23 protein-coding genes, 1 tRNA gene and 1 pseudogene are annotated in these 23,865 nt (G+C 67.4%); 12 read left to right on the forward strand and 13 right to left on the reverse strand.

From position 1 onward, the window contains the following. Positions 1-408 precede the first annotated feature (408 nt). Positions 409-1,242 carry a 2OG-Fe(II) oxygenase gene (locus tag KO481_RS03200; RefSeq protein ID WP_215915387.1) on the reverse strand — a complete coding sequence of 278 codons (834 nt, stop codon included), beginning with the start codon at positions 1,240-1,242 and terminating at the stop codon, positions 409-411. Positions 1,243-1,591: 349 nt separating this feature from the next. Continuing rightward, positions 1,592-2,656 carry a biotin synthase BioB gene (gene bioB / locus KO481_RS03205; protein ID WP_215915388.1) on the reverse strand — a complete coding sequence of 355 codons (1,065 nt, stop codon included), beginning with the start codon at positions 2,654-2,656 and terminating at the stop codon, positions 1,592-1,594. Positions 2,657-2,877: 221 nt separating this feature from the next. On the opposite strand from bioB, the pseudogene KO481_RS44650 reads away from it, so the two are divergent. Beyond that, positions 2,878-3,036 (forward strand): annotated as a pseudogene (locus KO481_RS44650) (MepB family protein); the annotation flags it as partial. Positions 3,037-3,075: 39 nt separating this feature from the next. Here KO481_RS44650 and KO481_RS03215 read toward each other — a convergent pair. Next, positions 3,076-5,382, reverse strand: coding sequence for an ATP-binding protein (locus KO481_RS03215; protein WP_215915389.1), 2,307 nt, complete (start codon positions 5,380-5,382; stop codon positions 3,076-3,078). Positions 5,383-5,562: 180 nt separating this feature from the next. Here KO481_RS03215 and KO481_RS03220 point away from each other — a divergent pair, with 180 nt between their 5' ends. Beyond that, positions 5,563-5,892, forward strand: a complete 330-nt coding sequence (locus tag KO481_RS03220; protein ID WP_215915390.1) for a hypothetical protein — start codon at positions 5,563-5,565, stop codon at positions 5,890-5,892. Between the two features lie 151 nt (positions 5,893-6,043). On the opposite strand, the gene KO481_RS03225 is transcribed toward KO481_RS03220, so the two are convergent. The 3 genes from KO481_RS03225 to KO481_RS03235 form a co-directional block, all read right to left on the reverse strand. Further along, positions 6,044-6,117: transfer RNA gene (locus tag KO481_RS03225), tRNA-Pro, on the reverse strand. Between the two features lie 56 nt (positions 6,118-6,173). Continuing rightward, positions 6,174-7,106, reverse strand: a complete 933-nt coding sequence (locus KO481_RS03230) for a DUF8017 domain-containing protein (RefSeq protein WP_215915391.1) — start codon at positions 7,104-7,106, stop codon at positions 6,174-6,176. 791 nt (positions 7,107-7,897) lie between these two features. After that, positions 7,898-8,860, reverse strand: a complete 963-nt coding sequence (locus KO481_RS03235) for a metallophosphoesterase (RefSeq protein ID WP_215915392.1) — start codon at positions 8,858-8,860, stop codon at positions 7,898-7,900. 146 nt (positions 8,861-9,006) lie between these two features. Here KO481_RS03235 and KO481_RS03240 point away from each other — a divergent pair, with 146 nt between their 5' ends. Continuing rightward, positions 9,007-9,471: a GatB/YqeY domain-containing protein gene (locus KO481_RS03240; RefSeq protein WP_215915393.1), complete on the forward strand. Its 465-nt coding sequence runs from the start codon at positions 9,007-9,009 to the stop codon at positions 9,469-9,471. A gap of 128 nt (positions 9,472-9,599) precedes the next feature. On the opposite strand, the gene KO481_RS03245 is transcribed toward KO481_RS03240, so the two are convergent. Next, positions 9,600-11,963 (reverse strand): penicillin-binding protein, encoded by a 2,364-nt coding sequence (locus KO481_RS03245; protein ID WP_215915394.1) that lies wholly within the window; start codon positions 11,961-11,963, stop codon positions 9,600-9,602. 364 nt (positions 11,964-12,327) lie between these two features. Here KO481_RS03245 and KO481_RS03250 point away from each other — a divergent pair, with 364 nt between their 5' ends. Continuing rightward, positions 12,328-12,651, forward strand: coding sequence for a WhiB family transcriptional regulator (locus KO481_RS03250; RefSeq protein WP_153408015.1), 324 nt, complete (start codon positions 12,328-12,330; stop codon positions 12,649-12,651). Between the two features lie 93 nt (positions 12,652-12,744). Here the strand turns inward: KO481_RS03250 and bagB are convergent, their stop codons facing one another. After that, the gene (gene bagB, locus KO481_RS03255) at positions 12,745-13,914 is read right to left on the reverse strand and encodes an ATPase BagB (protein ID WP_215915395.1); all 1,170 of its coding nucleotides are present in this window, start codon (positions 13,912-13,914) and stop codon (positions 12,745-12,747) included. Next, positions 13,914-14,960 (reverse strand): ATPase BagA, encoded by a 1,047-nt coding sequence (bagA, locus tag KO481_RS03260; protein WP_308166279.1) that lies wholly within the window; start codon positions 14,958-14,960, stop codon positions 13,914-13,916. The genes bagB and bagA overlap by 1 nt, the downstream gene beginning before the upstream one ends. 127 nt (positions 14,961-15,087) lie before the next feature. Between bagA and sp36 the strand changes: the two genes are divergently transcribed. Genes sp36 through KO481_RS03275 form a run of 3 tightly spaced genes read left to right on the forward strand, consistent with a single transcriptional unit; the run spans position 15,088 to position 16,565 of the window. Further along, positions 15,088-15,252, forward strand: coding sequence for a Sp36 family protein (gene sp36 / locus KO481_RS03265; protein WP_215915397.1), 165 nt, complete (start codon positions 15,088-15,090; stop codon positions 15,250-15,252). Then, positions 15,252-15,713: a RidA family protein gene (locus KO481_RS03270; RefSeq protein WP_215915398.1), complete on the forward strand. Its 462-nt coding sequence runs from the start codon at positions 15,252-15,254 to the stop codon at positions 15,711-15,713. Before sp36 ends, KO481_RS03270 begins: the two co-directional genes overlap by 1 nt. Positions 15,714-15,773: 60 nt before the next feature. Further along, the gene (locus KO481_RS03275) at positions 15,774-16,565 is read left to right on the forward strand and encodes an MBL fold metallo-hydrolase (RefSeq protein ID WP_215915399.1); all 792 of its coding nucleotides are present in this window, start codon (positions 15,774-15,776) and stop codon (positions 16,563-16,565) included. A 111-nt stretch (positions 16,566-16,676) separates the two neighbouring features. On the opposite strand, the gene KO481_RS03280 is transcribed toward KO481_RS03275, so the two are convergent. Then, positions 16,677-17,351 carry a Crp/Fnr family transcriptional regulator gene (locus KO481_RS03280; protein ID WP_215915400.1) on the reverse strand — a complete coding sequence of 225 codons (675 nt, stop codon included), beginning with the start codon at positions 17,349-17,351 and terminating at the stop codon, positions 16,677-16,679. Positions 17,352-17,659: 308 nt separating this feature from the next. After that, the gene (locus KO481_RS03285) at positions 17,660-17,902 is read right to left on the reverse strand and encodes a hypothetical protein (protein ID WP_245400245.1); all 243 of its coding nucleotides are present in this window, start codon (positions 17,900-17,902) and stop codon (positions 17,660-17,662) included. Positions 17,903-18,188: 286 nt separating this feature from the next. Between KO481_RS03285 and nth the strand changes: the two genes are divergently transcribed. From nth to KO481_RS03310, 5 genes are all read left to right on the forward strand, one after another. Next, positions 18,189-18,869: an endonuclease III gene (gene nth / locus KO481_RS03290; RefSeq protein ID WP_215915907.1), complete on the forward strand. Its 681-nt coding sequence runs from the start codon at positions 18,189-18,191 to the stop codon at positions 18,867-18,869. Then, positions 18,866-19,504: a TlpA family protein disulfide reductase gene (locus KO481_RS03295; protein ID WP_372451888.1), complete on the forward strand. Its 639-nt coding sequence runs from the start codon at positions 18,866-18,868 to the stop codon at positions 19,502-19,504. Before nth ends, KO481_RS03295 begins: the two co-directional genes overlap by 4 nt. A gap of 159 nt (positions 19,505-19,663) precedes the next feature. Further along, a complete protein-coding gene (locus tag KO481_RS03300; protein WP_372451890.1) occupies positions 19,664-20,425 on the forward strand; it encodes an NUDIX hydrolase in 762 nt (253 codons plus the stop codon). A 230-nt stretch (positions 20,426-20,655) separates the two neighbouring features. Further along, entirely contained in the window at positions 20,656-21,849 is a 1,194-nt protein-coding gene (locus tag KO481_RS03305) for a MarP family serine protease (protein ID WP_215915401.1), read from the forward strand. A gap of 95 nt (positions 21,850-21,944) precedes the next feature. Beyond that, entirely contained in the window at positions 21,945-22,253 is a 309-nt protein-coding gene (locus KO481_RS03310; protein ID WP_215915402.1) for a hypothetical protein, read from the forward strand. On the opposite strand, the gene KO481_RS03315 is transcribed toward KO481_RS03310, so the two are convergent. Next, a complete protein-coding gene (locus tag KO481_RS03315; protein WP_215915403.1) occupies positions 22,250-23,194 on the reverse strand; it encodes an alpha/beta fold hydrolase in 945 nt (314 codons plus the stop codon). The two genes, KO481_RS03310 and KO481_RS03315, sit on opposite strands and share 4 nt — an antisense overlap. 22 nt (positions 23,195-23,216) lie before the next feature. After that, a complete protein-coding gene (locus tag KO481_RS03320) occupies positions 23,217-23,723 on the reverse strand; it encodes a phage holin family protein (RefSeq protein WP_245400246.1) in 507 nt (168 codons plus the stop codon). Between the last annotated feature and the right edge of the window lie 142 nt (positions 23,724-23,865).

A 23,865-nucleotide genomic window follows, 5' to 3' on the forward strand; every position in this document is an offset into this window, starting at 1 on the left:
CGCCGCATTGGGCGGCAGTGCGGCCGTGCTCGTGTCAGCGTTCTGCCACGAATGGCTCCGCGCGGCCCGGATACGCCCCGGACCCGCGTAGCAGATGTTCCAACTGCTCACCTCCTCGTACAACGGCAGCCCCTGTGGATGCGGATCTGGTGCGGCCGGAGATGCCGGCGAAGCTCACGGCGTGGTGGAACCGGCGGCGTCGAGGATGATCTGTCGGTCGCCTTCCTCCCAGTTCCAGTTCATGTACACGCCGTCGATGAACCTGGTATGCAAAGTTAACCACTCTAATTGGCAATATTTGGGACATGTTCGGAAATCCGGACTGTGCAGGTTCGCCACCGCAAACCACGGAAGACATCATGCAGGACGAACGCCACCCACTCGGCCGGTGTCATGGCGAGCCGCATCTCAACCAGAGTAGGGGTAGCGGCGCATCCACTTGGTCATGATCCATTTTTCGCCGGCGAGGACCGGCGCTCCGGCGTGCTTTGTGATCGGGTCGAGCTGTCCGAGGTTATTGAAGTATCGGAAGTAGACGGCATGGCCTTTGCGCGGGGAAATCGAAATGTCTGCCTCGGGAAAGACAGTTTCACCGCCGCGTTCGACGTCATTGAGATATACCACGAGTGTTGCCGTGCGCTGTCCGCCGCGAGCGGTATGAGCGGCGTGCCCGGGTTGGTCCGGCGGAAAGTAGTCGAAATGGGGACGGTACTCGCCCCCGACCCCGTACCGCAGAATTTGCAGTCCCTCACCATTTTCCAATGGCCAGTTCATCAGGGTGGAGATCCGCCGATCGAGTCGGTCGATCAATGGGTTCTCGGACAACTTGAAATATGTGCCTTCGCTGGAGCGATTCCTAATTGTCTCCGCACGCCCGGTTTCGGGGTCGACGATTGTGGACCGTTGCAATTTACCTTCGGACAGCTCGATCACCTGATCGCATTCCTCGGCGGAGAGAACATTGCCGAACAGAATCAGCTGCGGCCGCTCCACCCGCAACACGGAGTAGATCTCGTGGTCGTGCGCGTGAATAATTCGATCCGGCGAAACGGGACACGTGTCGTACTCGTAGGGCGAGGAGCCTGGGACCTCTCCCGCCAGCGCAGCGCGCACCGCCGCCGAGGCCACATCCTTGTCGAAACCGCCCCTGATCATCGATTCGACTGTCGATTCGACAGAACAGCCCCGTGCGAGATTTTCCTGAAGCCAATTCCGCCATGAAGCATCCATTGCCACCGTCATATTCGAAGAGTTTATGCGCTGATACCACCAGGCCGACCTTCCACTGCTGGGAATTACATTTCTGAAGCCGCCTCCACGTGATGGTGATGAGTCGAAGTTTGTGCGGGGACGATTTACCGGTGACCCCTTCGGGGGATCGTCCGAAGCGGTGCCGATCGGGTTCTGATGGACATGCTGGTCATGTCGGAACCTTTCCCCATGGGGCCATGGTTGGCGGTTGTCTTCGCGTCTCCATTGCGACGCAGCTCTCATAACGGTGCAGTCGCATAAATGCAGGCCGGACGCGTAGTCGCCCACAACCCCCAAACGCAGCACGTATCCGGCGACCACGGTGACCAGTGAGCGGTCTTCAGGCGTTGGCAGGCAAATCCGTTCCGGCGCCCCGCCGGCGCAGTGCGACGAGGTCGTGGCGGGGCTGTGGAAGTGTTTGCTCGTGTGCGCCTTCGACGGTGAATCCGGCGTCGGTGATCATCTGGTGGTCGTCGATGCCGGGCTGGCCCTCGCTGGTCAGGTAGTCGCCCAGGAAGATCGAGTTGGCCAGGTGCAGCGCCAGGGGTTGCAGACTGCGCAGGTGGATCTCGCGACCCCCGGCGAGACGGACCTCGACGTCCGGGAAGAAGAACCGGAACAGCGCGAGGATGCGCAGGCAGCGCTGCGGGGTGAGGTCCCACCGGTTGCCCAGCGGGGTTCCCTCGAACGGAATCAGGAAATTCACCGGCACCGAGTCCGGGTCGAGTTCGCGCAGTGCGATCGCCACATCGACGACATCCTCGTCGGATTCGCCCATGCCGAAAATCGCCCCGGAGCACGGAGACAGTCCGGCCGCGCCGGCGCGTGTGAGCGTATCCACGCGATCAGCGAAGGTGTGCGTTGTGCAGATTTCGGAGTAGCGGGCTTCGGCTGTATTGAGGTTGTGGCTGTAGGCATGCGCGCCCGCCGCCGCGAGCCGTTGGGCCTGCCCCTCGTTCAGCAAGCCGAGGCACGCGCAGATCTCGACGTTCGGATTGTCGGCCTTGATTGCGGCGATGGTGTTTTCGATCCGAGTGATGTCACGCTCGCCGGGCCCCCGCCCGCTGGCCACGAGACAAACGCGCTTCGCGCCCGCGCGGACCGCATCCTCAGCGATCCGTGCTGCCTCGTCCGGTGAAATCCACGAGTACTTGAGCACCTCGGATTCCGAACCGAGGCGCTGGGAGCAGTAGCCGCAATCTTCCGGACACAAACCACTTTTCATGTTCACGATCGTGTTCAGTTTGACGCGCATCCCGAAGAACTCACGCCGCACCCGCGAACCCGCGGCGATCACGTCGATCAGTGGCTCCGGACCCGCCAGCAGCGCCAACGCCTCCGCCCGCGAGGGAGCCGCACCGTCTAACGCCTTGTCTACCAAGAGATTCAACAATTCGCTCGTCATAACACGGCAACCTACCTCGAGCTTGAACGTCGTTCAAGTCTGGTCTTGACCAGTCATTTTCCATGTGCGTCAACCGCCGCAGGGCCTGTCGTCACCGAAGATTCCGTGCACTGAACCAGCCTCAGGCACTGGTTGGATGTTGTAGGAGAGAGCCGGTTCAGTGAGGAGTTGGATTGGTTTCCGCTGGTGAGCATCCCGATGTCGCCGAGGCGAGGCATCTTGTGCGCCGTCTGGGTTTGGAGTTTTCGGATGCGGTTCCGGAGACGGAGAACGCTGAGTACGGGGCGTTCGTCTCCCGCGTGGGTCGCGGGTCGGTCAGGTTCCGGGTGGGCAAGCTGACGCCGGCGAAGGTGGGTCTGTTCGTGACGGTGTGGAAACGTCGGCGCCGCAGCCGGAACGGCGAACCAGGGCCGGTCGGGCTACCGCACCGACGACGACCGCGCTGTCCAGGCGGCGACCTGCGTCCGCGACGAGAAGCCGAGTTTGCCGAGGATGTTTTCGAGGTGCCGGTCGACGGTGCGCGGCGAGACCACGAGCCGTTGCGCGATCTGCCGGTTGCTGAGGCCCTGTGCGACGAGTTCGGCCACCTGCTGCTCGCGCGCGGTCAGTACGGTGTCGTGCTGCTTCACGGTGTCGTGCTGCTGCGCGGGTTCGGTGGCACGCTCGGGACGATCGAGTGCATAGGCGATCGCCTGGTCGTGATCGAGGCTTTCGCCGCGGGCGCGCTCCGAACGCAGCACCGCCTCGGGCAACGCCGCGGCAATGGTTCGCTCGCAGGTGGCGTGCAGTTTTCCCAGGTAGGGGCCGAATGCCGTCATCGATGTATTGATGTGCTGCCATTCCGATCCGACTGCTCCCAGCAGCCGCGCCGCATGCCGGTGTTCGCCGCGGGCGGCGGCGATCCAGGCCAGCAGTTCGATCATTAGTGCCGTGGCCGCGCGGGCGTTGAACTCGGTCTGGATCTCCAGTGCGGCACGGGTACTAGTGACGGCCTCGTCGTATTCGCCGTGGAGGTGCCGGTCGAAGCCGAGTGCTAACAGGGCAAACGACTTGCTCCATTGTTCGCCGCACTTGTCGGCCAGGTCGATCGCCTCCCGGGCAGTCTTCGCCGCTCTGTCGTCGCGGGCGTGTGCTTGCGCCATGGCGAGCTGGAACAGGGTCAGCCGGGCCAGGTTGTCGTTGTCGGGGGAATCCGCGAGGACGCGCTCGAAGATCGCGATGGCTTCCGCGAGGCGGCCGCGGAACAGCGCTGAAGTGCCGCGGAGACTGTCCGCGTAGGCGATGACGCGGCGATCGGCGACGGCCGCACGGGCCGTGCACTCGTCGAGTGCCTGGTCAGCCTGGTCGTGATCGCCTTGCAGCACCATTATCCAGGCCGCGACCCACAGCGCCGGGATCCGTTTGGGGCTGTCCGGGTCGGAGTTGTGCAGCGCTCGCTCGGTCCACCGTCGTCCGTCGCCGAGGAAGGTGTCGGCGCACCAGTGGTAGCGAAGCGCTATGACGAGGGTCAGGGCTTCGGGTGCGGCGGCCGGCTCGTTGGTCGCCCAGTCGAGTGCCGCTTGCAGGTTGTCGTGTTCTGCGCGCAACTCGGCCAGACCGGCCGCCTGGCCGGGCCCGTCCCAGACCTCGGCGGTCCGCTGGGCGAGCGCGCGGAAGAAATCGCAATGCCGCTTGCGGAGGGCGCCGGTCTCACCCAGTTCGGTCAGCCGCTGCCCCCCGTACTCCCGGATCGTTTCCAGCATCCAGTACCGAGGTGGGCCGTCGGTCGAGGCGAGCACCAGGATCGACTGCAAGATCAAGTGGTCGATCAGGTCCACAATCTCCTCGCGAGGCAGGTCGGGACCGGCGCACACGCCCTCCGCGGCGGCCAGGGTGAATTCTCCGGCGAAAACCGACAGGCGCGCCCACAGCAGCCGCTCCGCCGGTCGGCTCAGCCCGTAGCTCCAGTCGATCAGCGCCCGCAGCGTCCGCTGCCGCGGCACTGTGGCCCGCGCGTCGATGTTCAGCAGGGTGAACCGGTCGTCGAGTCGTTCCAGCAGGCCCTGCATCGTCAGTGACCGTAGCCGGGATGCGGCGAGTTCGATGGCGAGCGGGATGCCGTCCAGCCGGTGGCAGACCCGCGTAATCGCTTCTGTGTCACCTTCGGTCACAGTGAAATCCGGACGCACTGCCCGGGCGCGTTCCAGTAGCAGTGCAGGCGCTTCGAAAGCGGTTAGTGCCGTCAGTGTGATCGCCGTGCCCGCGGCGGGCATCGACAGCGGCAGGACCGGGTATACATGCTCGCCCACCAGCCCGAGCGCCTCCCGGCTGGTGGCCAGAATCTGCAGCTCGGCACATGATTTCAGTAGGTGCTCGCACAGCGCGCCAGACCTTTCCAGCAGGTGCTCGCAGTTGTCCAGCACGAGCAGGGTGCGCATGGCGGTGAGGTGGTCGACGAGCTGCTCCTCGGGGCTTCGGTTCGACATATCGTTGATTCCCAGTACGGTCATCACCGCCCGTGCCACCAGATCCGCGTCGCCGACGCGGGCCAGATCCACCAGCCACACCCCATCCGGAAACAACTGGCCGACCGCGGCCGCGACCTCGGTGGCCAGGCGGGTCTTTCCGACTCCGCCCGCGCCGGTGAGCGTGACCAGCCGGGCAGTAGCGAGTAGCTTCCGGACTTCGCGGATATCCCGTTCTCGTCCGACGAAGCTGGTGATCGCGAACGGCATGTTGCCAGCCACGCGAGCAGGCTTGCGTCTCGGCACAAGACCAATCTAGCCGCGCCGATGTACCGGGGTCCCGGCGACTCACCCACCCGGCTGGGTAGGGAAATGTGTAGATCTACCGATCCGGCCACCGCGCGCAGCGGACGAGAATCGCAGGGCAAGCGGCAGATGTGCCAACCGAGATTGGACCATTCGATGACCCCCCTATTGCCTCTTGCCTACGGATACTTACGCGCCGATATGCTCCGTGACCGCGACCCGGATTCGGGCGCGGACCGACTGCGGGCAGCCGCCGAGTCATTCGGATACGCGCTGGGCACCGTGTTCTATGAGCCCGCGCCCCAGCATGGGATATTGCCACCGGCGTTCGTCGAGCTCGTTCAGGAATGTCGTCGGACCGAAGCGCGCGCGGTGCTGACGTTGCGCGGGCACCTCTCGGGTATGACCGCGTGCCGGACGATCCTCATGGGGATCCTCGGAGTGCGCACCGATGCCGCGATCCGGGAACTCGAGCCGAATGGGTGAGAGCCGCTGGATGTGGTTAATCACGGCGGTGGTGACAGCGCGGCCTCGTGCGTTGCGGATGTCGTAGCCCAGGCGCCAGCTGATGCTGCCACGAGTAAGGCCCCCAACCAGACGTACTGGTCAGGGGCCCTGTCGTGTCTCCACACACGAGTCGGGGTGACAGGATTTGAACCTGCGACCTCTTCGTCCCGAACGAAGCGCGCTACCAAGCTGCGCCACACCCCGTGATGTGAACCTGCAGTAGCTTACAACAAGGGAGGCTCCGGAGTTAAATCCGCAGGTCACTTGTCCGGGAGGGGGCGGATGCTGGCGAGGATGCGCTGGGCGGTGGGGCGGTCGATGGCGCGGTCCACGCCGGTGTCGGCGGCGATGGTCATGACGAAATTGCCGTTCTCGCCGGGGAAGGCGAACGTGTAGACGGCGAAGGAGCCGGCGCAGCCGGGGGCCGGGGGTGGGAAGGTGCCGTCGACCTCGGCGAACGAGCCGTGTAGCTCGCCGTCCAGGGAGGTGAGCGGTACGGCCTTGCCCGGGGTGGTGCCGGTGGCGGTGGACCAGCCGATCTTGGCCAGGTGGGCGGCGACGTCCGTAGCCGCCGCGGTCGGGTCCGGCTTCGCGGACATGGTCAGAAAGGCGTTGGTGCGCACATAGTTCGGGCAGTAGCCCTTGCCGTCCTGCGCGAGCCCGGCGATCTCGACGGTGTCGGGCGCGGTGCCCCAGACGGTGGAACTCGCCGGGTCCACCTGCCAGTTCCGGGGCACGTCGAAGGCTGCGCCGCGGGACGGGACCTGGACCACCTGGTAGCCGGGGATCAGTGGGGCCAGATTGGCGATCGTGGCGGGCGCGGTGGTCGATGGTGCGGCGCTGGGCGGCGAACTCTTGGCCGAGGTCAGCGCGCTGACCAAGGAGCCGGAATCGGCCGAGGATGCGGAATTGCCGGAGCCACCAACCGTGAGGAGAGTCACGCCGATGCCCAGCGCTACCACCACCGCGGCCCCGATCCCGGCGAAGAGCCAGGTCTTGCGCTCGCGGGCGCTCAGCGGTCGATCCTTGTGGCGGGACTTGTACGGGCCCGCATCCGGTGGCGTCGGGTCCGAGTCCACCGGATGGGCGGCGGTCCGCGCGTCCCACGGCTGCGCCGCTGCCGGCGCGTCGTGCGGCTGTGCGCCACCGAAGGTCTGGGCGGAATCGCGAATCTCGGCCGAGGCGGATCCCATCGGCTGCGGCGCCCCGGACGGATGCTGTGGCGTCCCAGGGGGATAGGGTGCGCCGGGCAGTGAAGGCGTTATGCCTCTAGAGGCGCCCGGGGCATGTGCAGTTCGCGATACACCCTGGACGCCAACCGATTTCGCCGACTGATCCGAATTCTGTTGTAGTGCTGCATGATCCGGCCCACCGAGCTGCCATGCCTCCTCCGGCTTCGGCACGTTCGAACTCGAGGGCTGTTGTTGTGCAGCGGGATCGGGGGCACCGCCGCGAGGTGAGGTTCCCGGCTGCGCGCGGCCCTCGGCCGCAGCCGGCGCCGCAGGTGAAATTGCCTGCTGCGGAATAGGATTAGTGCGCGGATCGGAGCCGACGAGCCCGAGATGATCGGTCCGCCCGTCGCGCGCGGCGTGCTCGAGATCGGGTGTGACCGACACCGATTGAGACGGGGACCCACCCTGCCCGAAGCTCACCTGCGCAATCCGATCCGTGGGTGCGGCCTGCTGCGCCCAGGCATCCGGACGTGCGGGCACCGCGGCATCCACGACCGGGATCTTCTCGGTCCTGGCGGGCCCGGCCGGACGAAAATCGATCGCCTCGGTATCGGTGGTGTCCGCTGGCGAGGTCGGATGTGGCAGGTTCAACCCGCGCAGATGCGCGGCGTGGTGCGGGCGCGATCGATTGTCGGCGGCCGGCCGATCGCCGGATTCACCGCTGATCGGCTCGTTGCTCACCCTCGTCCCCTGCCTGACGTGTCGGATCGGCGAGCGACCCTGTGTTCACCCACCTCGCGGCCTACCGTCCCCTACCGGGCCACGACCTCCGACGCCGACACGCCGTGGCCGCTGGCGGCAGCGGGGCGCTGCGGCGGGGCAGCGACCAGCGTCAGCAGGGTCGCCTCCGGGCGACAGCAGAACCGGTACGGCGCCCACGGCGAGGTACCGAGCCCGGCCGAGACGTGCAACCGGGTGTGTGCACCCCAGCGCGAGGGCCCCTTCACCCGGGAACGGTCGATGCCGCAGTTGGTGACCAGCGCGCCGAAGCCCGGCAGGCACAGCTGCCCGCCGTGGGTGTGACCCGCCAGCACCAGGTCGTAGCCGTCGGTGGCGAAACGGTCGAGCACGCGCGGCTCGGGGGAGTGGGTCAGGCCGATGCTCAGCTCCGCCAGCGGATTCGGGGCGCCGGCGATGGTGTCGTAGCGGTCGCGCTTCAGGTGCGGATCGTCGACCCCGGCGGTCGCGATCTTGATTCCGGCCACCTCGACGTCGCGCCGCACGTGGGTCAGGTCGTGCCAGCCGCGCTCGGAGAACGCCGCCCGCAGATCCTGCCAGGGCAGCGGGTCGCCGTGGACGCGCTTGTGGTCCTTCTTGAAGTACTTCAGCGGATTCTTCGGCACCGGCGCGAAATAGTCGTTGCTGCCGAAGACGAACAGGCCCGGCCGCGACAGCAGCCCCGACAGCGCCTGCACCACCGCGGGCACCGCCTTGGGATGGGCCAGATTGTCACCGGTGTCGACCACCAGATCCGGTTCGAGTCGTGCCAGCTCCCGCACCCAGTTCTGCTTGAGCTTCTGCCCGGGCATCATGTGCAGATCGGACAGGTGCAGCACCCGCAGGCTCGCCGACCCCGGCTGTAGCACCGGCAGGGTCGCCTCACGCAGGACGAACGCGTTGCGTTCGATCAGCGAGGCGTAGCCGATACCGGCCACTGCGGCTCCGGCGGCGCCCAACGCGGCTCGTTGGACTGCGGGAGACGAGAGTACGGGCATTCGATCAGGATAGGCGACGGATGTGACGAACATCGAGTGTGATTCGGCACAGGTCCAGATCGCGCCAGCGTGCGAGCACGGGACGGGGTGCGGCGCGGGGGCAAAACAACTGGGGCAAGGCGTCCGGACCGGTTACCGTGAGCATTATGTCGGAACTCAAATCGAAGCTGCGGGCCGATCTGACCACGTCCATGAAGGCCAAGGACGCGCTGCGCACCAATACCCTGCGCATGCTGCTGGCCGCCATCCAGACCGCCGAGGTGGCCGGGGCGCAGGCGCGCGAGCTGTCCGATGCCGACGTGATCGCGGTGCTGGCCAAGGAGGCCAAGAAGCGCAACGAGGCGGCGGTGGTCTACGAGCAGGCGGGCCGCGGCGAACTCGCGGCCAACGAGCGCGCCGAGAATGAGATCATCGACGAGTACCTGCCCACCCCGCTCAACGATGCGGAGGTGGCCGACCTCGTCGACACCGCCATCGCCCAGGTCGCCGAGCAGAACGGTGAGCGCCCGGGCGTGCGGCAGATGGGGCAGGTCATGAAGATCGCCACCACCCTGGCCCACGGCCGCGCCGACGGTTCGCGCATCTCGGCCGCGGTGAAGGCCCGCCTCTAGCCCGGTCCGGAATCCGCAGGCGGACAAGGAATTCCCGCCTGTGGCCGCTGCCTGGCCGAATCGCGCAAGCGTGGCGCAGATACGCCGGAGCCCCGCTGGACTACATCTCCAGCGGGGCTCCGGTGTGTCTAGCGGGGTAGCGGTATCGGTATGGGAATCGGTGGCAGCCGCGGAATCTGCGGCAGGCCAGGCAGATTCACCGGGGGTGCGTCCGGCAGCGGGGCATCGCGCACGGTGCCGTCGCTGATGGACAGCGTGATCACCGAGCCTGGGATGGCCGACCCGTTGGGCGTGGTGCCCTGCACCGTCCCCTTGGCCGCGGAGCCCGGCTGCGTCACCGCCGACACCTGGAAGCCCGCGCCCACCAGGGTCGCGGTGGCCTCGGCCTGGGGCTTGCCGATCACGTCGGGAATCTGTGAATTGTTGGATCCGCGCACGTATTTGTCGTCCAACGGCGGTAGCTGGGTGGGCGGGAAGTTGCCCAGCACCGGATTGATGCCCATGAACCAGCTGCGTGCGGGTTCATTACCACCGAACAGGTTGCCGCTCGAGCAGTTGCGCAGCGGGAACGAGCAGATCTGGTCCGGGGTCGGCGAGTCGCCGTAGATGTAGGCCGCGCCGGCCATCGAGTTGGTGAAGCCGAGGAAGGCCGAGGACCGGTTGGTCTCGGTGGTTCCGGTCTTCGAGGCCACCGGGACATGCCATCCGGCCGCACGTGCGGATCCGGCCGCGGTGCCGCCGGTGGCGTCCTGGCTCAGCGCGTTGGCCAGCGTGTTGGCCAGGCCGGGATCGATGACCTGCTGGCAGGCCTGCTGGGTCAGCGAGACCGGCTTGCCGTTGCGGTCCAGCACCTGCTTGATCGGGGAGGGCGGGCACCACTTGCCGCCCGAGGCAAGGGTCGCCGCCACGTTCGACAGCTCCAGGGGGTTGACCGCGACCGGGCCGAGGGTGAACGAACCCAGGTTCTGCTGCTTGAACATGTCGGCCATGCTCGTGTTGCCGTGTCCGGAGGTGCCGGGCTTGGTGTAGGACCGCAGGCCCAGCCGGATCGCCATGTCGACGGTCGGGGTCACCCCGACAGCCTGAATGAGCTTGACGAACGCGGTGTTCGGCGACTGCGCGAGCGCCTCGGTCACCGACATCGGCGAGCGGTAGTTACCGGCGTTCTTGACGCAGTAGGTCATCTCCGGGCAGCCGGGAGTGCCGCTCGAGCCCATGCCCTTGGCCGCGTAGAACGACGGCACGTCGAGATTGGCGCTGGTGCCCAGGCCCTTCTCCATCGCCGCGGCCGTGGTGAAGATCTTGAAGATCGAGCCGGCGCCGTCGCCGACCATCGAGAACGGCTGCGGCTGTACCGTCTGGTGGATGCTCGCGTCCAGGCCGTAGGTGCGGCTGGACACCATCGCCAGCACGTTGTGGGAGTCCTGGCCGGGCGCGATGATGCTCGACACCTCGGCGATGTCGTCCAGATTGGCCGGCGTCATCGCGTTGACCGCGGCCTTCATCGAGTTCTGCACCGTCGGGTCCAGGGTGGTGCGGATCAGGTAGCCGCCCTTGTTGATCTGATCGGTGCTCAGTCCCGCGTCGTTCAGGTACTGCAGGGCGTAGTCGCAGAAGTAGCCGCGGTCGATGGCTGCGATGCAGCCGTTGGACAGGCCCTGCGGCTCGGGCTGCACATTGAGCGGGGTGGCCTTGGCCGCCTGGAATTCGGCCGCGCGGCTCGGGATGTTCTGCACCATGGTGTCCAGCACGATGTTCCGGCGGTCGAGCACGGCCTTCGGGTTGGTGTACGGGTTGAACTTGGAGGTGCTCTGCACCATGCCGGCCAGCATCGCGGCCTGCTGGACGTTCAGGTCCTTGGCGTCGACCTTGAAGTAGGTCTGGGCGGCGTCCTGGATGCCGTAGGCGCCGTTTCCGAAGTACACCAGGTTGAGGTAGCGGGTGAGGATCTCGTCCTTGGAGAGTTGCTTGTCCAGCGTCAGGGCCAGGCGGATCTCGCGCAGCTTGCGCGCGGGGGTGGTCTCGATCGCGGCCCGGCGCTCGGCGTCGGTCTTGGCGACGACCAGCAGCTGGAAGTTCTTCACATACTGCTGGTCGATGGTCGAGCCACCCTGCTGCACCTCGCCGCTCGAGGTGTTGCGCAGGAACGCGCGGAAGGTGCCCTGCCAGTCGACGCCGTGATGGTTCAGGAAGCGGCGGTCCTCGATGGAGATCTGCGCCAGCTTCATGTCGTTGGAGATCTTGTCGCTCGGCACCTCGAAGCGCCGCTGCTGGTATAGGTAGGCGATCGGTGCCCCGGTCGCATCGACCATGGTGGACACCGCCGGTACGGTGCCCTCCAACACTTCGGCGGAGACGTTGTCGACGGCATCGGCGGCGCGGTTCGACACGTACCCGAAACCACCGGCGAGCGGGAACAACAGCCCGGCGATGAGGGCGGCCGCCAGGATGCACGCCCCGGCCAGTCTGGCGAGCGTTTGTGAGATCGGCACGCCACCAGACTAAAGGCAGCCCTCGCGCGCGGGCGGTCGCGGTGCGACACTCGAATTGCGTGTACGGTCCGGACGTGGGAACCATCACATCTCGGCGGGTCCTGTCATAGAAACCCGGGCGTGTCGGCCGTTTGGTTCAGACTGCCCGGTTTTTTGTCGCATTTGCATGGACGGGCGTACCAGAAAATCTCGAGACGGTCTTGCGCTGGCCCCATACCTTTACCTAGATTGAGAACCCAGTGTGATAGAGCTAACACTCAAAGTGGAATGTGGTGCAGGCCGCAGCGGGGTTGGGTTGCTGCGGACTGCTCGTGATTCCGGAGCGCCGTTGACCCGGTGTTCGGACTGCAAAGGGGCACACCAAATGCATATGACTACCCCCATCGCTCGATTGGACGTGGAGCAGGCCGAAGCAAGGATCGCCTGGGTCTCCCAGGCCCGATGCAAGGAAGTGGACCCCGACCAGCTGTTCGTCCGCGGCGCCGCCCAGCGCAAGGCGGCGACGATATGCCGGCACTGCCCCGTGCTGATGGAGTGCGGCGCCGACGCCCTGGACAATCGAGTCGAGTTCGGTGTGTGGGGTGGTATGACCGAGCGCCAGCGGCGTGCGCTGCTGAAACAACATCCCGAGGTGACCTCGTGGGCGGAGTTCTTCCGCGCCCAGCGGAACCAGAAGGTGGCGATCTGAGTCGATAACCGACGGCGGTCCGAGTCCGGCTAGACGCGGGCTCGGGCCGTTTTCGGTTCCTCGCCGATTATTCCCGTCCGCCAAGGGGGCTTGTCAGGCGATGGGGGTAGCGGCGGGCGACCCGGTCAGCTGATCGGCGACCGCGCGCAGCGCGTCCAGATCCGACACCTCGAACGGCAGCGCCGTCACCGCGACGATCGGTACCCGCGGATGCGCGCCGGTGAAGCGGTGCAGCAGATGCTCCTCGCGCCGGGCGGTGGTGGCCCGGTGCGCGTGGATGCGCAGCACCTCCGCCGCCAACGCCAGCGGGTCGGACTCGGGATCCTGGGTCGAGCCGTCCGGAACCAGGCGGTCCGCGGCCGCGGTGGACTGCTCCGGGGACAGCGCGCACAGCACCGGGTGGGTGCGGTTGAGCACCAGCCCGGCCAGCGGCATGTTGTCGGTGGAGAGCCGGTCCACGAAGAACGACGCCTCACGCAGCGCATCCGGTTCGGCGGCGGCCACCACGAGGAAGTGCGTGCCCGGCCGGGACAGCATCGCGTAGGTGCGATCGGCCCGATCCTGGAAGCCGCCGAACATGGATTCGAGCGACTGCAGGAACAGCGAGGCGTCCTTGAGCATCTGGCCGCCCACGATCGTCGACACCCCGCGCACAGCCAGACTCATCGCGCCCGTCACCAAGCGGCCCACGCCCCGGCCCGGCGCCATGATGACGCGAATCATGCGGCCGTTCAGGAAGGTGCCGAGTCGTTTCGGCGCGTCGAGGAAGTCCAGCGCGTTGCGCGAGGGCGGGGTGTCCACGATGACCAGGTCCCACTGCTTCTTCCCGACCAGCTGCCCCAGCTTCTCCATCGCCATGTACTCCTGCGTCCCGCCGAAGGAGGAGGCGACCGTCTGATAGAAGGGGTTGGCGAAGATCTGCTCGGCCTTGTCCGGCGTGGTGTGCTCGAGCACCATATCGTCGAAGGTGCGGCGCATGTTCAGCATCATCGCGTACAGCTCGCCCCGGGTCTCGGGACCCAGCGGCACCCGCTGCGGGGTATTGCCCAGATCGCTGACGCCCAGCGACTGCGCCAGCCGCCGCGCCGGGTCGATGGTCAGCACGACCACCTTGCGCCCCGCCTCGGCGGCGCGCAGCGCGAGCGCCGCCGCCGTGGTCGTCTTCCCGACGCCGCCGCTGCCGCAGCAGACCACCACCCGCGCCGCCGGATCGGACAGAATCGCCGAGATATCCAGCGGGAAAGCGGTGGTCGGAACGGTCATCAGCGAACTCCCTGTGCGCTCAGATGTTCGGATAGCTCATAGAGTCCGCCCAGGTCCATGCCGTCGGGCAGGGTCGGCAGGTACAGCCGGTTGATGTCGACCTTGGCCAGTTCGGCCGCGCTGTCGTCCTGGGCCTGCAGGATGGCGCTGTGCTGCATGGTCTCCTCGAGCAGGCCCTGGAAATCGTTGTCGGACAGGTCGATTCCCGCAGCACCCAGTCCGGTGCGCAGGGCGTCGGCATCGATGTCGCCGCCCACGGCCCGCCGGCGCAGCGACGCGGGCAGGAACCCCTCGGTGGCCCGGTTGACGATCACCGTTCCGATGCGGAAGTCGGCCTCGGTCAGCTCCGCGACAGCATCGGCGGTCTCCTGCACCGGCAGCGCCTCGAGCAGGGTCACTAGGTGCACGATGGTCTGCTCGGAATGCAGCAGATTCGACACGCCCACGGCCTGCGAGGCGATCGGCCCGCCCTTGGCGACGTCGGCCATCGCCTTGGTGACGTCCAGGAATCCGGCGATGCGGCCGGTCGGCGGCGCGTCCACCACGATCTCGTCATAGACCGGACGGGTCACACCACCTGATTTCTCGGTCCGCACAACGCATTCCTTGATCTTGCCGGTGAGGATGACGTCCTTCAGGCCCGGCGCGATCGTGGTGACGAACTCGATGGCGCCCATCCGGCGCATCGCCCGCCCGGCGAAGCCGAGGTTGTAGAACATGTCCAGGTATTCGAGGAACGCGTACTCGATGTCCAGGGCCAGTGCCATCACCTCGCCGCCGCCGTCGGCGGTGGCGATCTTCGTCTCGGTCGGAGGCAGCGGCGGCAGATCGAACAGCTGCGCGATCGATTGACGCCCCTCCACCTCGACCAGCAGCACCCGTCGCCCGCCCGCGGCCAGGGCCAGGGCCAAAGCCGCGGCGACCGTGGACTTTCCGGTGCCGCCCTTCCCGGAGACGTAGTGCAGCCGGGCCTTGTCCGCCCGCTCCGGCCATCCCAGCTCCGGCCCCTCCTCGGTGGAAACGGGCGCCGCTATCGGTACTCCCACGTTCGCGAGCCTATAACCCATTGCGAAAACCCCGGCACGGGATACGCCGACTGTCTGCTAGGCCACATGCGGATCCGGTCGAGCCCAACGGTTCGCAAGACTGCGTAACCCCGATACGCTCGGGCACATGAGTGATCTGACCCTATGGGAATACGCGACAGTCCCGTTGCTGACGCATGCGACCAAGCAGATTCTGGACCAGTGGGGCGCCGACGGCTGGGAACTGGTGACCGTCCTGCCCGGGCCGACCGGCGAACAGCACGTCGCCTACCTGAAGCGGGTGAAGGGCTGATGAGCGAGATCTGGCGCAAGAACCTCGAGCGGCTCGGCCTGGAGCTGCCCGGCGTGGCTGCCCCGGCGGGCGCCTACATTCCGGCGCTGCGCAGCGGCCAGCTGGTGTACACCTCCGGTCAGCTGCCGTTCGTGGACGGCAAGCTGTTCGCCGAGGGCAAGGTCGGCGCGGAGGTCACCCCGGAGCAGGCCAAGGAGGCCGCCAAGCTGTGCGCGCTCAACGCGCTCGCCGCGGTCCACGACGTGGCCGGACTCGATGCGGTCGTGCGGATCGTGAAGGTCGTCGGATTCGTGGCCTCCGCACCGGGATTCAACGATCAGCCGCTGGTGATCAACGGCGCCTCGGAATTGCTCGGCGAGGTGTTCGGCGACGCCGGCAAGCACGCGCGTTCCGCGGTCGGCGTCTTCGAGCTGCCCCGGAACACCCCGGTCGAGGTGGAGATCATCGCCGAGATCGCGTAAATCTGGAAGTTGGTGGTGGGTCGTGGAACCTGTTACCGCACTGCGCGTTAGGACACTGTCATGACCCTCACCCATCCCGCGTACGGGCAATTGCGGCCGGTCACACCTACCGCATCGGTACTGCTGGCGGACAATCCGAACCAGATGACCCTGCAGGGCACCAACACCTGGATTCTGCGCGCCCCGGGCCGGTCCGACTGCGTCGTGATCGACCCGGGGCCCAAGGACCGCGCGCACAGCGAGGCGATCGCGCGCGAGACCAACGGAAATATCGCCCTCACCCTGATCACGCACCACCATCACGACCACACCGGCGGCATCGACCGGCTGACGAAGCTGACCGGCACGTCCGTGCGTGCGGTGGAGCGCGAGTTCCTGCGGGGTTCGGTCACGCCGTTGGCCGACGGCGAGGTCATCGAGGCGGCGGGGGTGCGCATCACGGTGCTGGCAACCCCCGGGCACACACAGGACTCGGTCAGCTTCGTGCTCGAGGATGCCGTGCTGACCGGTGACACCGTGCTCGGCAGCGGCACCACGGTGCTGGAATCACGCGACGGCGCGCTGGGCGACTACCTGGCCTCGATGGACACGCTGGCCGCGGTGGCCCCGGGCAGGGCCCTGCTGCCCGCGCACGGACCCGATCACCCCGAGGCCGAGCCCGTCATCCGGTATTACATCCAGCATCGCCAGGAGCGGTTGGAGCAGGTGCGCGCGGCGCTGCGGGAACTGGGCCCCGACGCCAAGCCTTTGCAGATCGTCGCGAAGGTCTACGCCGACGTCGACAAGAAGCTCTGGCCCGCCGCGCGCAGCTCGGTGCAGGCGCAGCTGGCGTATCTGCGCAGCCAGAACTAGACGAAACTGCCGCCGGGACACGTCATCCCGGCATGCAATTGGCCGGGATCCATACGCTGGATCCCGGCCACGAGCACGCCGGGATGACGAGTTCGGTTGTGGTGGCGCGGCTCAGCGAGCGCGGCGGGCTAGACGCTCCGAGTCGGAGATCAGCACGCTCTTGCCCTCGAGCCGCAGCCAGCCGCGGTGCGCGAAGTCGGCCAGGGCCTTGTTCACGGTCTCGCGGGAGGCGCCGACCAGCTGGGCGATCTCCTCCTGGGTGAGGTCGTGCGTGACGCGCAGCGCGCCGGCCTCCTGGGTGCCGAACCGCTGGGCCAGCGTCAGCAGCGCCTTGGCAACGCGGCCGGGGACGTCGGTGAAGATGAGGTCGGCCAGGTTGTTGTTGGTGCGGCGCAGGCGGCGGGCCAGCACGCGCAGCAGCTGCTCGGCGATCTCCGGGCGCTGATCGATCCACGACTTGAGCGCATCGCGGTCCATCGTCACGGCGCGGACCTCGGTCACGGTGGTGGCCGTGGAGGTGCGCGGGCCCGGGTCGAAGATCGACAGCTCGCCGAACATGTCCGACGGGCCCATGATGGTCAGCAGGTTCTCCCGGCCATCGGGGGAGCGGCGGCCGATCTTCACCTTGCCCGATGTGATGATGTACAGCCGGTCGCCCGGCTCACCCTCGTTGAAGATGATGTGACCGCGAGGAAAGTCGACAGGCTGTAGTTGTTTGGCGAGAGCGGCCACCGCGGTGGGCTCGACGCCTTGGAAGATGCCTGCTCTGGCGAGGGCCTCGTCCACGAATGTGCTCCTTATGGGATTGACGGTGTACTAGCGGCAGCGGGCCACAACGTGGTGACGACGCAAGCTGCCGCTTGCGGGCCCGTCGCTGTCGCCCCGGGTCCTGGCCGGACCGAAGCGAACGGCCGACAGTGCAGTCTACTTTGCATTCGGGCAGCGTAGTGACCGACACCACGTTATGTGCGGTTGGTGAAACGACCGCGATGTCCGAAAAGTTCCCGCGATCGCAGCGTTGTCCCACCCCGTCGGCTCCGCCGACTCACCAACCCCGTTCGCGGGTATCGGCCAACACCGTATCGAACGCTGTGTCAGCTGGCCTGGGCGACGTCCAATTCGTCGCCGCGTGTGCGGCGCGGACCCATCCGGGTCGCGGCGGCGGGCACGCCGAGTTTGGCCAGCTCGTTCACCTCTGCATTGCTGGCGCGGTCGAGGTATTGCTGGACCTCTTCTTCCGGTTCGAGCAGTTTGCGAAGCCGATTTTCGACGCGTTCCATGAACAGCGCGAACAGCATCAGCACCACCGGGAAGAGCACCACAGCGAGTCCTTGCATACGGAGGAGTAAACACTGAGAAGGTCTCGGATGGAACACGGGAGGTCATCCGGGGGGATCACACCCGGTGGCGTCTTCGGGTCCGCGACGGCCCCGACGGGGGCTCGGTGTCGGTGTGTATCCGTAAGGTGGACTCGTGCCTGAACCCAGACTCAGCGCCGCGCCCGGGAGCGACGGGGCCGCGTCGAAAACCGTCGAAACTCCGCGGCGGCGGAACGCATCCGCCGTGCGTGCGGCCAAGTTCGCCGCCGAAACGCGCCTGAGCCTGGTGCGCCGCGCGCGCCGCATGAATCGCACGCTGACCCTGGCGTTCCCGGATGCGCACTGCGAACTGGATTTCACCACCCCGCTCGAATTGGCCGTGGCGACAATTCTTTCCGCGCAGTGCACCGATGTCCGCGTGAATTTGACCACCCCCGCGCTGTTCGCCCGCTACCGCGACGCCCGCGCCTATGCCGAGGCCGATCGCACCGAACTCGAGGAATACATCCGCCCGACCGGTTTCTACCGCAACAAGACCAACTCGCTCATCGGGCTGGGCCAGGCGCTGCTGGAGCGGTACGACGGAGAATTGCCCGGCAGCCTGGAGGAATTGGTCACGCTGCCGGGAATCGGCCGTAAGACCGCCAACGTTATCCTCGGTAATGCGTTCGATGTGCCGGGTATCACAGTCGACACCCATTTCGGGCGGCTGGTGCGCCGCTGGGGCTGGACTACAGAAGAAGATCCGGTCAAGGTCGAGCACGCGGTGGGCGAGCTGATCGAGCGCAAGGACTGGACGATGCTCTCGCATCGGGTGATCTTCCACGGCCGCCGGGTGTGTCATGCCCGCAAACCCGCCTGCGGCGCGTGCCTGCTGGCCAAGGACTGCCCCTCCTTCGGGGAGGGCCCGACCGATCCGGCCGCCGCGGCCGCGCTGATCAAGGGACCCGAGGCCGAACATCTGCTCGAATTGGCCGGCCGGTGAGGTCGATTCCCGCGGCCTGGCGCTGGACCTTCGTCGGGCTGATCGCGGTCGTCGCGCTGGCGGTCGCGCTGTGGCCGCGCGCGCAGCGACCCGGCCCCGCCGCCTCGCCGACGGCATCGGCGCAACAGTCCGATTCCGGCGTCACGGCTGCCGAGCGCGCGGCGGCCGCGCTGGCGGACTGCCCGCGGCCCACGGGCGCCGCGGCGGCGGGTTCGCTGGCCGGGATCACCCTCGACTGCCTGAACGACGGCCACCCGGTCGACCTGGCCGCCGCGCTGGCCGGGCGGCCCGCGCTGGTGAATCTGTGGGCGTACTGGTGCCAGCCGTGCGCACAGGAGCTGCCGGCCCTGCAGCAGTTCGCCGACCGGGCCGGGCCGGCGGTCACCGTGCTGACCGTGCACAGCGATCCGGCCGAGGCGAAGGCCCTGGCGCGCCTGCACGACCTGGATGTGCACCTGCCGGGCGTGCAGGACGGCGCGGCGAAGGTCCGCACCGCGGTCGGCGCGCCCTCGGTGCTCCCGGTTTCGGTGCTGGTCCGCGCCGATGGTTCGATCGCCAAGGTGATCGTGCGACCGTTCGGCAATGCGGGCGATATCGCCGAAACCGTCGCGGCGGACCTCGGGGTCCGGGTATGACTACTGGTCGAGATCCGAGTCGTCGCCGAGCGCTCGGCCGGGGTTGCGATTACCGTGCAAACGAGCGGTCCGGTGTACGCACGCCCGGCGGCTCGACCGGGGGTGGTGAATGCCGCGCCGTCGGTAGCGAATACGGCGACGAGGCCGCAAGGAGGCAGTGTGCGTGAGGGCGAGGGCCACGACGGGTTCCGGGCCAGACCGGGCCTGGTAACCGAGGGCATCCCGCAATGGCTACGCGGCGTCGTCGAGCGCAAGCCCGCCGATCCCGACGGGATCAACCCGGTGCTGAACCGAACCGCTATGAAGCAGGTTGCCGCGGCGGCGCTGCGGCCCCGTCAGGCCGCGGTGCTCGTACTGTTCGGCGGCGCCGTCGCATCCGATCCGGGCGCGCCGGGCGGGCTGCCGCGCGATGCGGACGTGCTGCTCACCCAGCGCGCGGCCACGCTACGCGAACACCGCGGGCAGGTCGCATTTCCCGGCGGTGGAGTGGAGCCGGGCGATCACGGACCCATCGACACGGCGCTGCGCGAGGCCTGGGAGGAGACCGGCCTCGAGCGCGCGGGCGTCGATCCGATCGCGGTGCTGCCCAAGATCTTCGTGCCGCCCTCGCGCTTCGATGTGACGCCGGTGGTCGCGTATTGGCGCACCCCCGGCTCGGTGCGAGTGGTCAGCGAGGCCGAGGCGGCGCGCGTGGCGCGGGTGCCGCTCGCGGATCTGATCGACCCGGCCAATCGGTTCGTGGTCCGGCATCCGCTGGGATACATGGGCCCGGCGTTCGCGGTCGACGGCATGCTCGTGTGGGGTTTCACCGCGGGCGTGCTGGCCGGGCTGCTTGCGGTCTCGGGCTGGGAACGGGAGTGGGACTACCACGATGTGCGTGATCTGCAGTCTTCGCTGGCGGCCGTGGGGATGACGCTGTGAACGGAGCGAAGCGGAGTGAGCCAATAGGCCGGCCCGCCGAAGGCACGACGGAGCCGAGCGCCGGCGAGGTGCAGTCGTGACCGAGCGCAGCGAGGGAACCATGACACAGCCCTTCTCGGGCACGACGGAGCCGAGCGCCAGCGAGGTGCAGTCGTGACCGAGCGCAGCGAGGGAACCATGACACAGCCCTTCTCGGGCACGACGGAGCCGAGCGCCAGCGAGGTGCAGTCGTGACCGCATCGGACTGGCTCGACATCGCCGTCGTGATCATCGCGCTGCTGGCCGCATCCTCGGGATGGCGGCAGGGCGCGGTCGCCTCGGCCCTGGCGTTTCTGGGCGTGATCCTGGGCGCGGTCGCCGGGATCCTGATCGCGCCGCACATCCTGGTTCACATCAGCGAGGGCCGCAAACGCGTCCTGGTCGGCGTGGTGCTGATCGTGGCGCTGGTCATCGTCGGCGAGGTGGCCGGCATGGTGCTGGGGCGCGCGGCGCGCAGCGGCATGCGAAATCCCTTCGTCCGCAGTGTCGACAGCGTCGTGGGCGCGGGCCTGCAGGCGGTCGCAGTGCTGGCCACCGCGTGGCTGCTGGCGCTGCCGCTGGCCTCCTCCTCGCAGCCCGGTATCGCCGCGGCGGTGAACGGCTCGCGGGTGCTCTCGAACGTCAACAAGGTCGCGCCGAGCTGGCTGCGCCGGGTGCCCAACGAATTCTCCAAGCTGCTCAACACCTCCGGGCTGCCGGACGTCATCGGGCCGTTCAGCCGCGCGCCGATCGCCGCGGTGGCGCCGCCGGATCCGAGCGTGCTGGACAGCCCCGTCGCGTTGAACCTGCAGCACAGCGTGCTGCGCATCCGCGGTGTCGCGTCGAGCTGCCAGCGCATGCTGGAGGGGTCGGGCTTCGTGGTCGCACCCGAGCGGATCATGACCAACGCGCATGTGGTCGCGGGCACCAACAGCCTGCAGGTCGATACTCCCCGGGGGCCGCTGGATGCCACCGTGGTGCTCTTCGATCCGTCCAAAGACATTGCGATACTTGCCGTTCCGGGTCTTCAGGCGCCGGTGGTGGCGCTCGCACCCGGCGCGGCCAAATCGGGCGAGAGCTCGATCGTGCTCGGCTATCCCGGCGGCGGTAAGTACACCGCCAGTGCCGCCCGCGTGCGCGAAACCCTGGACCTGACCGGTCCGAACATCTACAAGAGCGCGACCGTCGAGCGCGAGGTCTATACCGTGCGCGGGCAGGTGCGGGCGGGCAATTCCGGTGGGCCGCTGGTGGATACGAAGGGCGAGGTGCTCGGCGTGGTCTTCGGCGCGGCCGTTACGGACGATGACACGGGGTATGTGCTGACCCTCGCGGAGGTGCAGTCGGATCTCAACGCGGCGACGGGGTCGACCAACGCGGTGCCGACCGGGGGGTGCGTGCTGAGCTAGACCGTCGACAATGAGCGAAATTCCTTGCTACCGTGAGCTCCTCGTGATTGTGACTTCCCAGGAAGTCATCTGGGGACAATCGGGGAGGGGACACGATGAGAAGACTGTTCATTGTCGGTGCGATGGCTGCTGCGACGGCACTCGGCGCATCAGTAATCACAGGGCATATGGCAACCGCAAGCGCCGACGACGCTCCGCTCTGTATCACCTACACCGACGACACGCGGTGTAGTCCTGCAGGAAACCAGGTCATGATCTACCCCCAGCCCGAACCAGTTGTCGAGATTTCCACAGGTACGCACCAGGGGTGGATTGAGACGAAGTACGGTCGGCGCAACTTCGGCGCGAACGAAATGATCGACGGTGGCCACTTGATCGTCACCCGCATCTACTGCTCTTCCTAGCCGATCAGCGTGGCGATCTCGGCGGTCACGGCCGAGGGATTCTCCTGATGCGCGAAATGTCCGGCGTCCGGGATGGATACGAGTCGGCGGCCGGGGGAGAGATGCCGCCCCTGGCGCACGGTCGAGGCCAGGATGTAGGCATCCTGCTCGCCGTGCAGGCAGAGCACCGGGATGCGGACCGGCTCGCGCATCATCGCCATGAACCGGTGACCGTCGGGGCGCCACTGGCTGCGGAATGCCCAGCGCTGATATTCCAGCGCGCAGTGCGCGGTGCCGGAGATCCGGATCGCCGCGCGCATCCGGTTGGCCGTGTCGACGAATTCGGCAGAGCCGGTCCACTGTCCACCGGCTCGCTGCCGCAGCAGCCGTTCCACCTCGAAACCGTCGCGCCGGGTCAGCAGGCGCTCGCCGGTGCGGGGCGGCTGGTAGCGCAGGAAGTTCGGCAGCCAGGCACGGCGCTGGCGCCGATCGCGGAGCACCGCCCGCTTCAGCGCCACCGGGTGCGGGGAGCTCACCACCGCGATCGAACGCACCAGCCGCGGATGCAGCACGGCGGTCGCCCAGCACACCAGCCCACCCTCGGCATGACCGACCAGGACGGCATCGGTGTGTCCCAGTGCGCGAATCAGCCCGGCGACGTCGCCGGCCAGGGTCCAGCCGTCGTAGCCGCGCGGGGGCTTGTCCGAGTCACCGTAGCCGCGCAGGTCGACCGCGACCGCGCGCAGGCCCAGCGCGGCCAGGCCGGTCAGTTGATGCCGCCACGACCACCAGAAGTCGCCGAATCCGTGCAACAACAGCACCAACGGCGCGTCCGGGGCCACGCCGGATTCGGGTGCGGCCTCGGCGACGTGGAATCGAATGCCGTTGGCATGCACGTCCTTGTGGGTCCATGGTCCGTCGTAGCGCACGCTCGACGGATCCGGACTCGGGTTCAACGACACGCCCGAAAGCGTAGTTGGCCGATCAGCTGGCGGACTTGTCGACCATGTCGACGTCCTCCGGCGCGGCGTGCGACCCCAGCCCCTGCGGCAGCACCGTGCGCGCCGATTTCAGCGATTCGATGGTCTTGGCCGGGGCCCGCAACTTACGCACCTTCAGATATCCCAGCAGCGCCAGGAAGATGGTCGCCGCGAGCATGATGCCGAAGACGATCAGGAATGCGGCCCAGCGGTACAGCCACACATCCAGCAGTTCGGCCAGGAAGAAGAAAAAGAAGAACGTGGAATACAGCAGGACGACCAGCGCGGCGATGAAGTAGACGCTGCCCATCAGGCCCTTGCGGATTTCCCCGGTGACCTCGGCCTTGGCCAGCGCGACCTCCGCACGGACCAGGGTCGACATCTGCTCGGTGGCATCGCGAACCAGGTCGCCGACGCTGGCATTGCGGGTCGTGTCGACCTCGGACAGCGGAATAGAGGTAATGGTCCGGCCGCGATCGGCGCCCTGCCCGTTACCGCCCTGTGTGCTCAATTGCTCGACCTCTCCCTGTCCGTGCTGTCCGGCTCGGCCGCCGGTGATTTGGTGACCGCGGCGGCCTGTCTCGGGCCTGTGGTGGCAACGTTATCCGTCGGCGCGAGTTCTTTCCGTTAGAGGCTAGCGGTGAACGGGACCG

Origin of the sequence: Nocardia albiluteola (assembly GCF_018860155.1) — a bacterium.
GTDB classification, from domain to species: domain Bacteria; phylum Actinomycetota; class Actinomycetes; order Mycobacteriales; family Mycobacteriaceae; genus Nocardia; species Nocardia albiluteola.

What these genes read in the sequence shown, in the direction of transcription:
- KO481_RS03200 (WP_215915387.1), bottom strand. Translation starts at nt 1,242, where the DNA reads ATGACGGTGGCAATGGATGCTTCATGGCGGAATTGGCTTCAGGAAAAT.
- bioB (WP_215915388.1), bottom strand. Translation starts at nt 2,656, where the DNA reads ATGACGAGCGAATTGTTGAATCTCTTGGTAGACAAGGCGTTAGACGGT.
- KO481_RS03220 (WP_215915390.1), top strand. Translation starts at nt 5,563, where the DNA reads ATGACCCCCCTATTGCCTCTTGCCTACGGATACTTACGCGCCGATATG.
- KO481_RS03230 (WP_215915391.1), bottom strand. Translation starts at nt 7,106, where the DNA reads ATGGGATCCGCCTCGGCCGAGATTCGCGATTCCGCCCAGACCTTCGGT.
- KO481_RS03235 (WP_215915392.1), bottom strand. Translation starts at nt 8,860, where the DNA reads ATGCCCGTACTCTCGTCTCCCGCAGTCCAACGAGCCGCGTTGGGCGCC.
- KO481_RS03240 (WP_215915393.1), top strand. Translation starts at nt 9,007, where the DNA reads ATGTCGGAACTCAAATCGAAGCTGCGGGCCGATCTGACCACGTCCATG.
- KO481_RS03250 (WP_153408015.1), top strand. Translation starts at nt 12,328, where the DNA reads ATGCATATGACTACCCCCATCGCTCGATTGGACGTGGAGCAGGCCGAA.
- bagB (WP_215915395.1), bottom strand. Translation starts at nt 13,914, where the DNA reads ATGACCGTTCCGACCACCGCTTTCCCGCTGGATATCTCGGCGATTCTG.
- sp36 (WP_215915397.1), top strand. Translation starts at nt 15,088, where the DNA reads ATGAGTGATCTGACCCTATGGGAATACGCGACAGTCCCGTTGCTGACG.
- KO481_RS03270 (WP_215915398.1), top strand. Translation starts at nt 15,252, where the DNA reads ATGAGCGAGATCTGGCGCAAGAACCTCGAGCGGCTCGGCCTGGAGCTG.
- KO481_RS03275 (WP_215915399.1), top strand. Translation starts at nt 15,774, where the DNA reads ATGACCCTCACCCATCCCGCGTACGGGCAATTGCGGCCGGTCACACCT.
- KO481_RS03285 (WP_245400245.1), bottom strand. Translation starts at nt 17,902, where the DNA reads ATGCAAGGACTCGCTGTGGTGCTCTTCCCGGTGGTGCTGATGCTGTTC.
- nth (WP_215915907.1), top strand. Translation starts at nt 18,189, where the DNA reads ATGAATCGCACGCTGACCCTGGCGTTCCCGGATGCGCACTGCGAACTG.
- KO481_RS03310 (WP_215915402.1), top strand. Translation starts at nt 21,945, where the DNA reads ATGAGAAGACTGTTCATTGTCGGTGCGATGGCTGCTGCGACGGCACTC.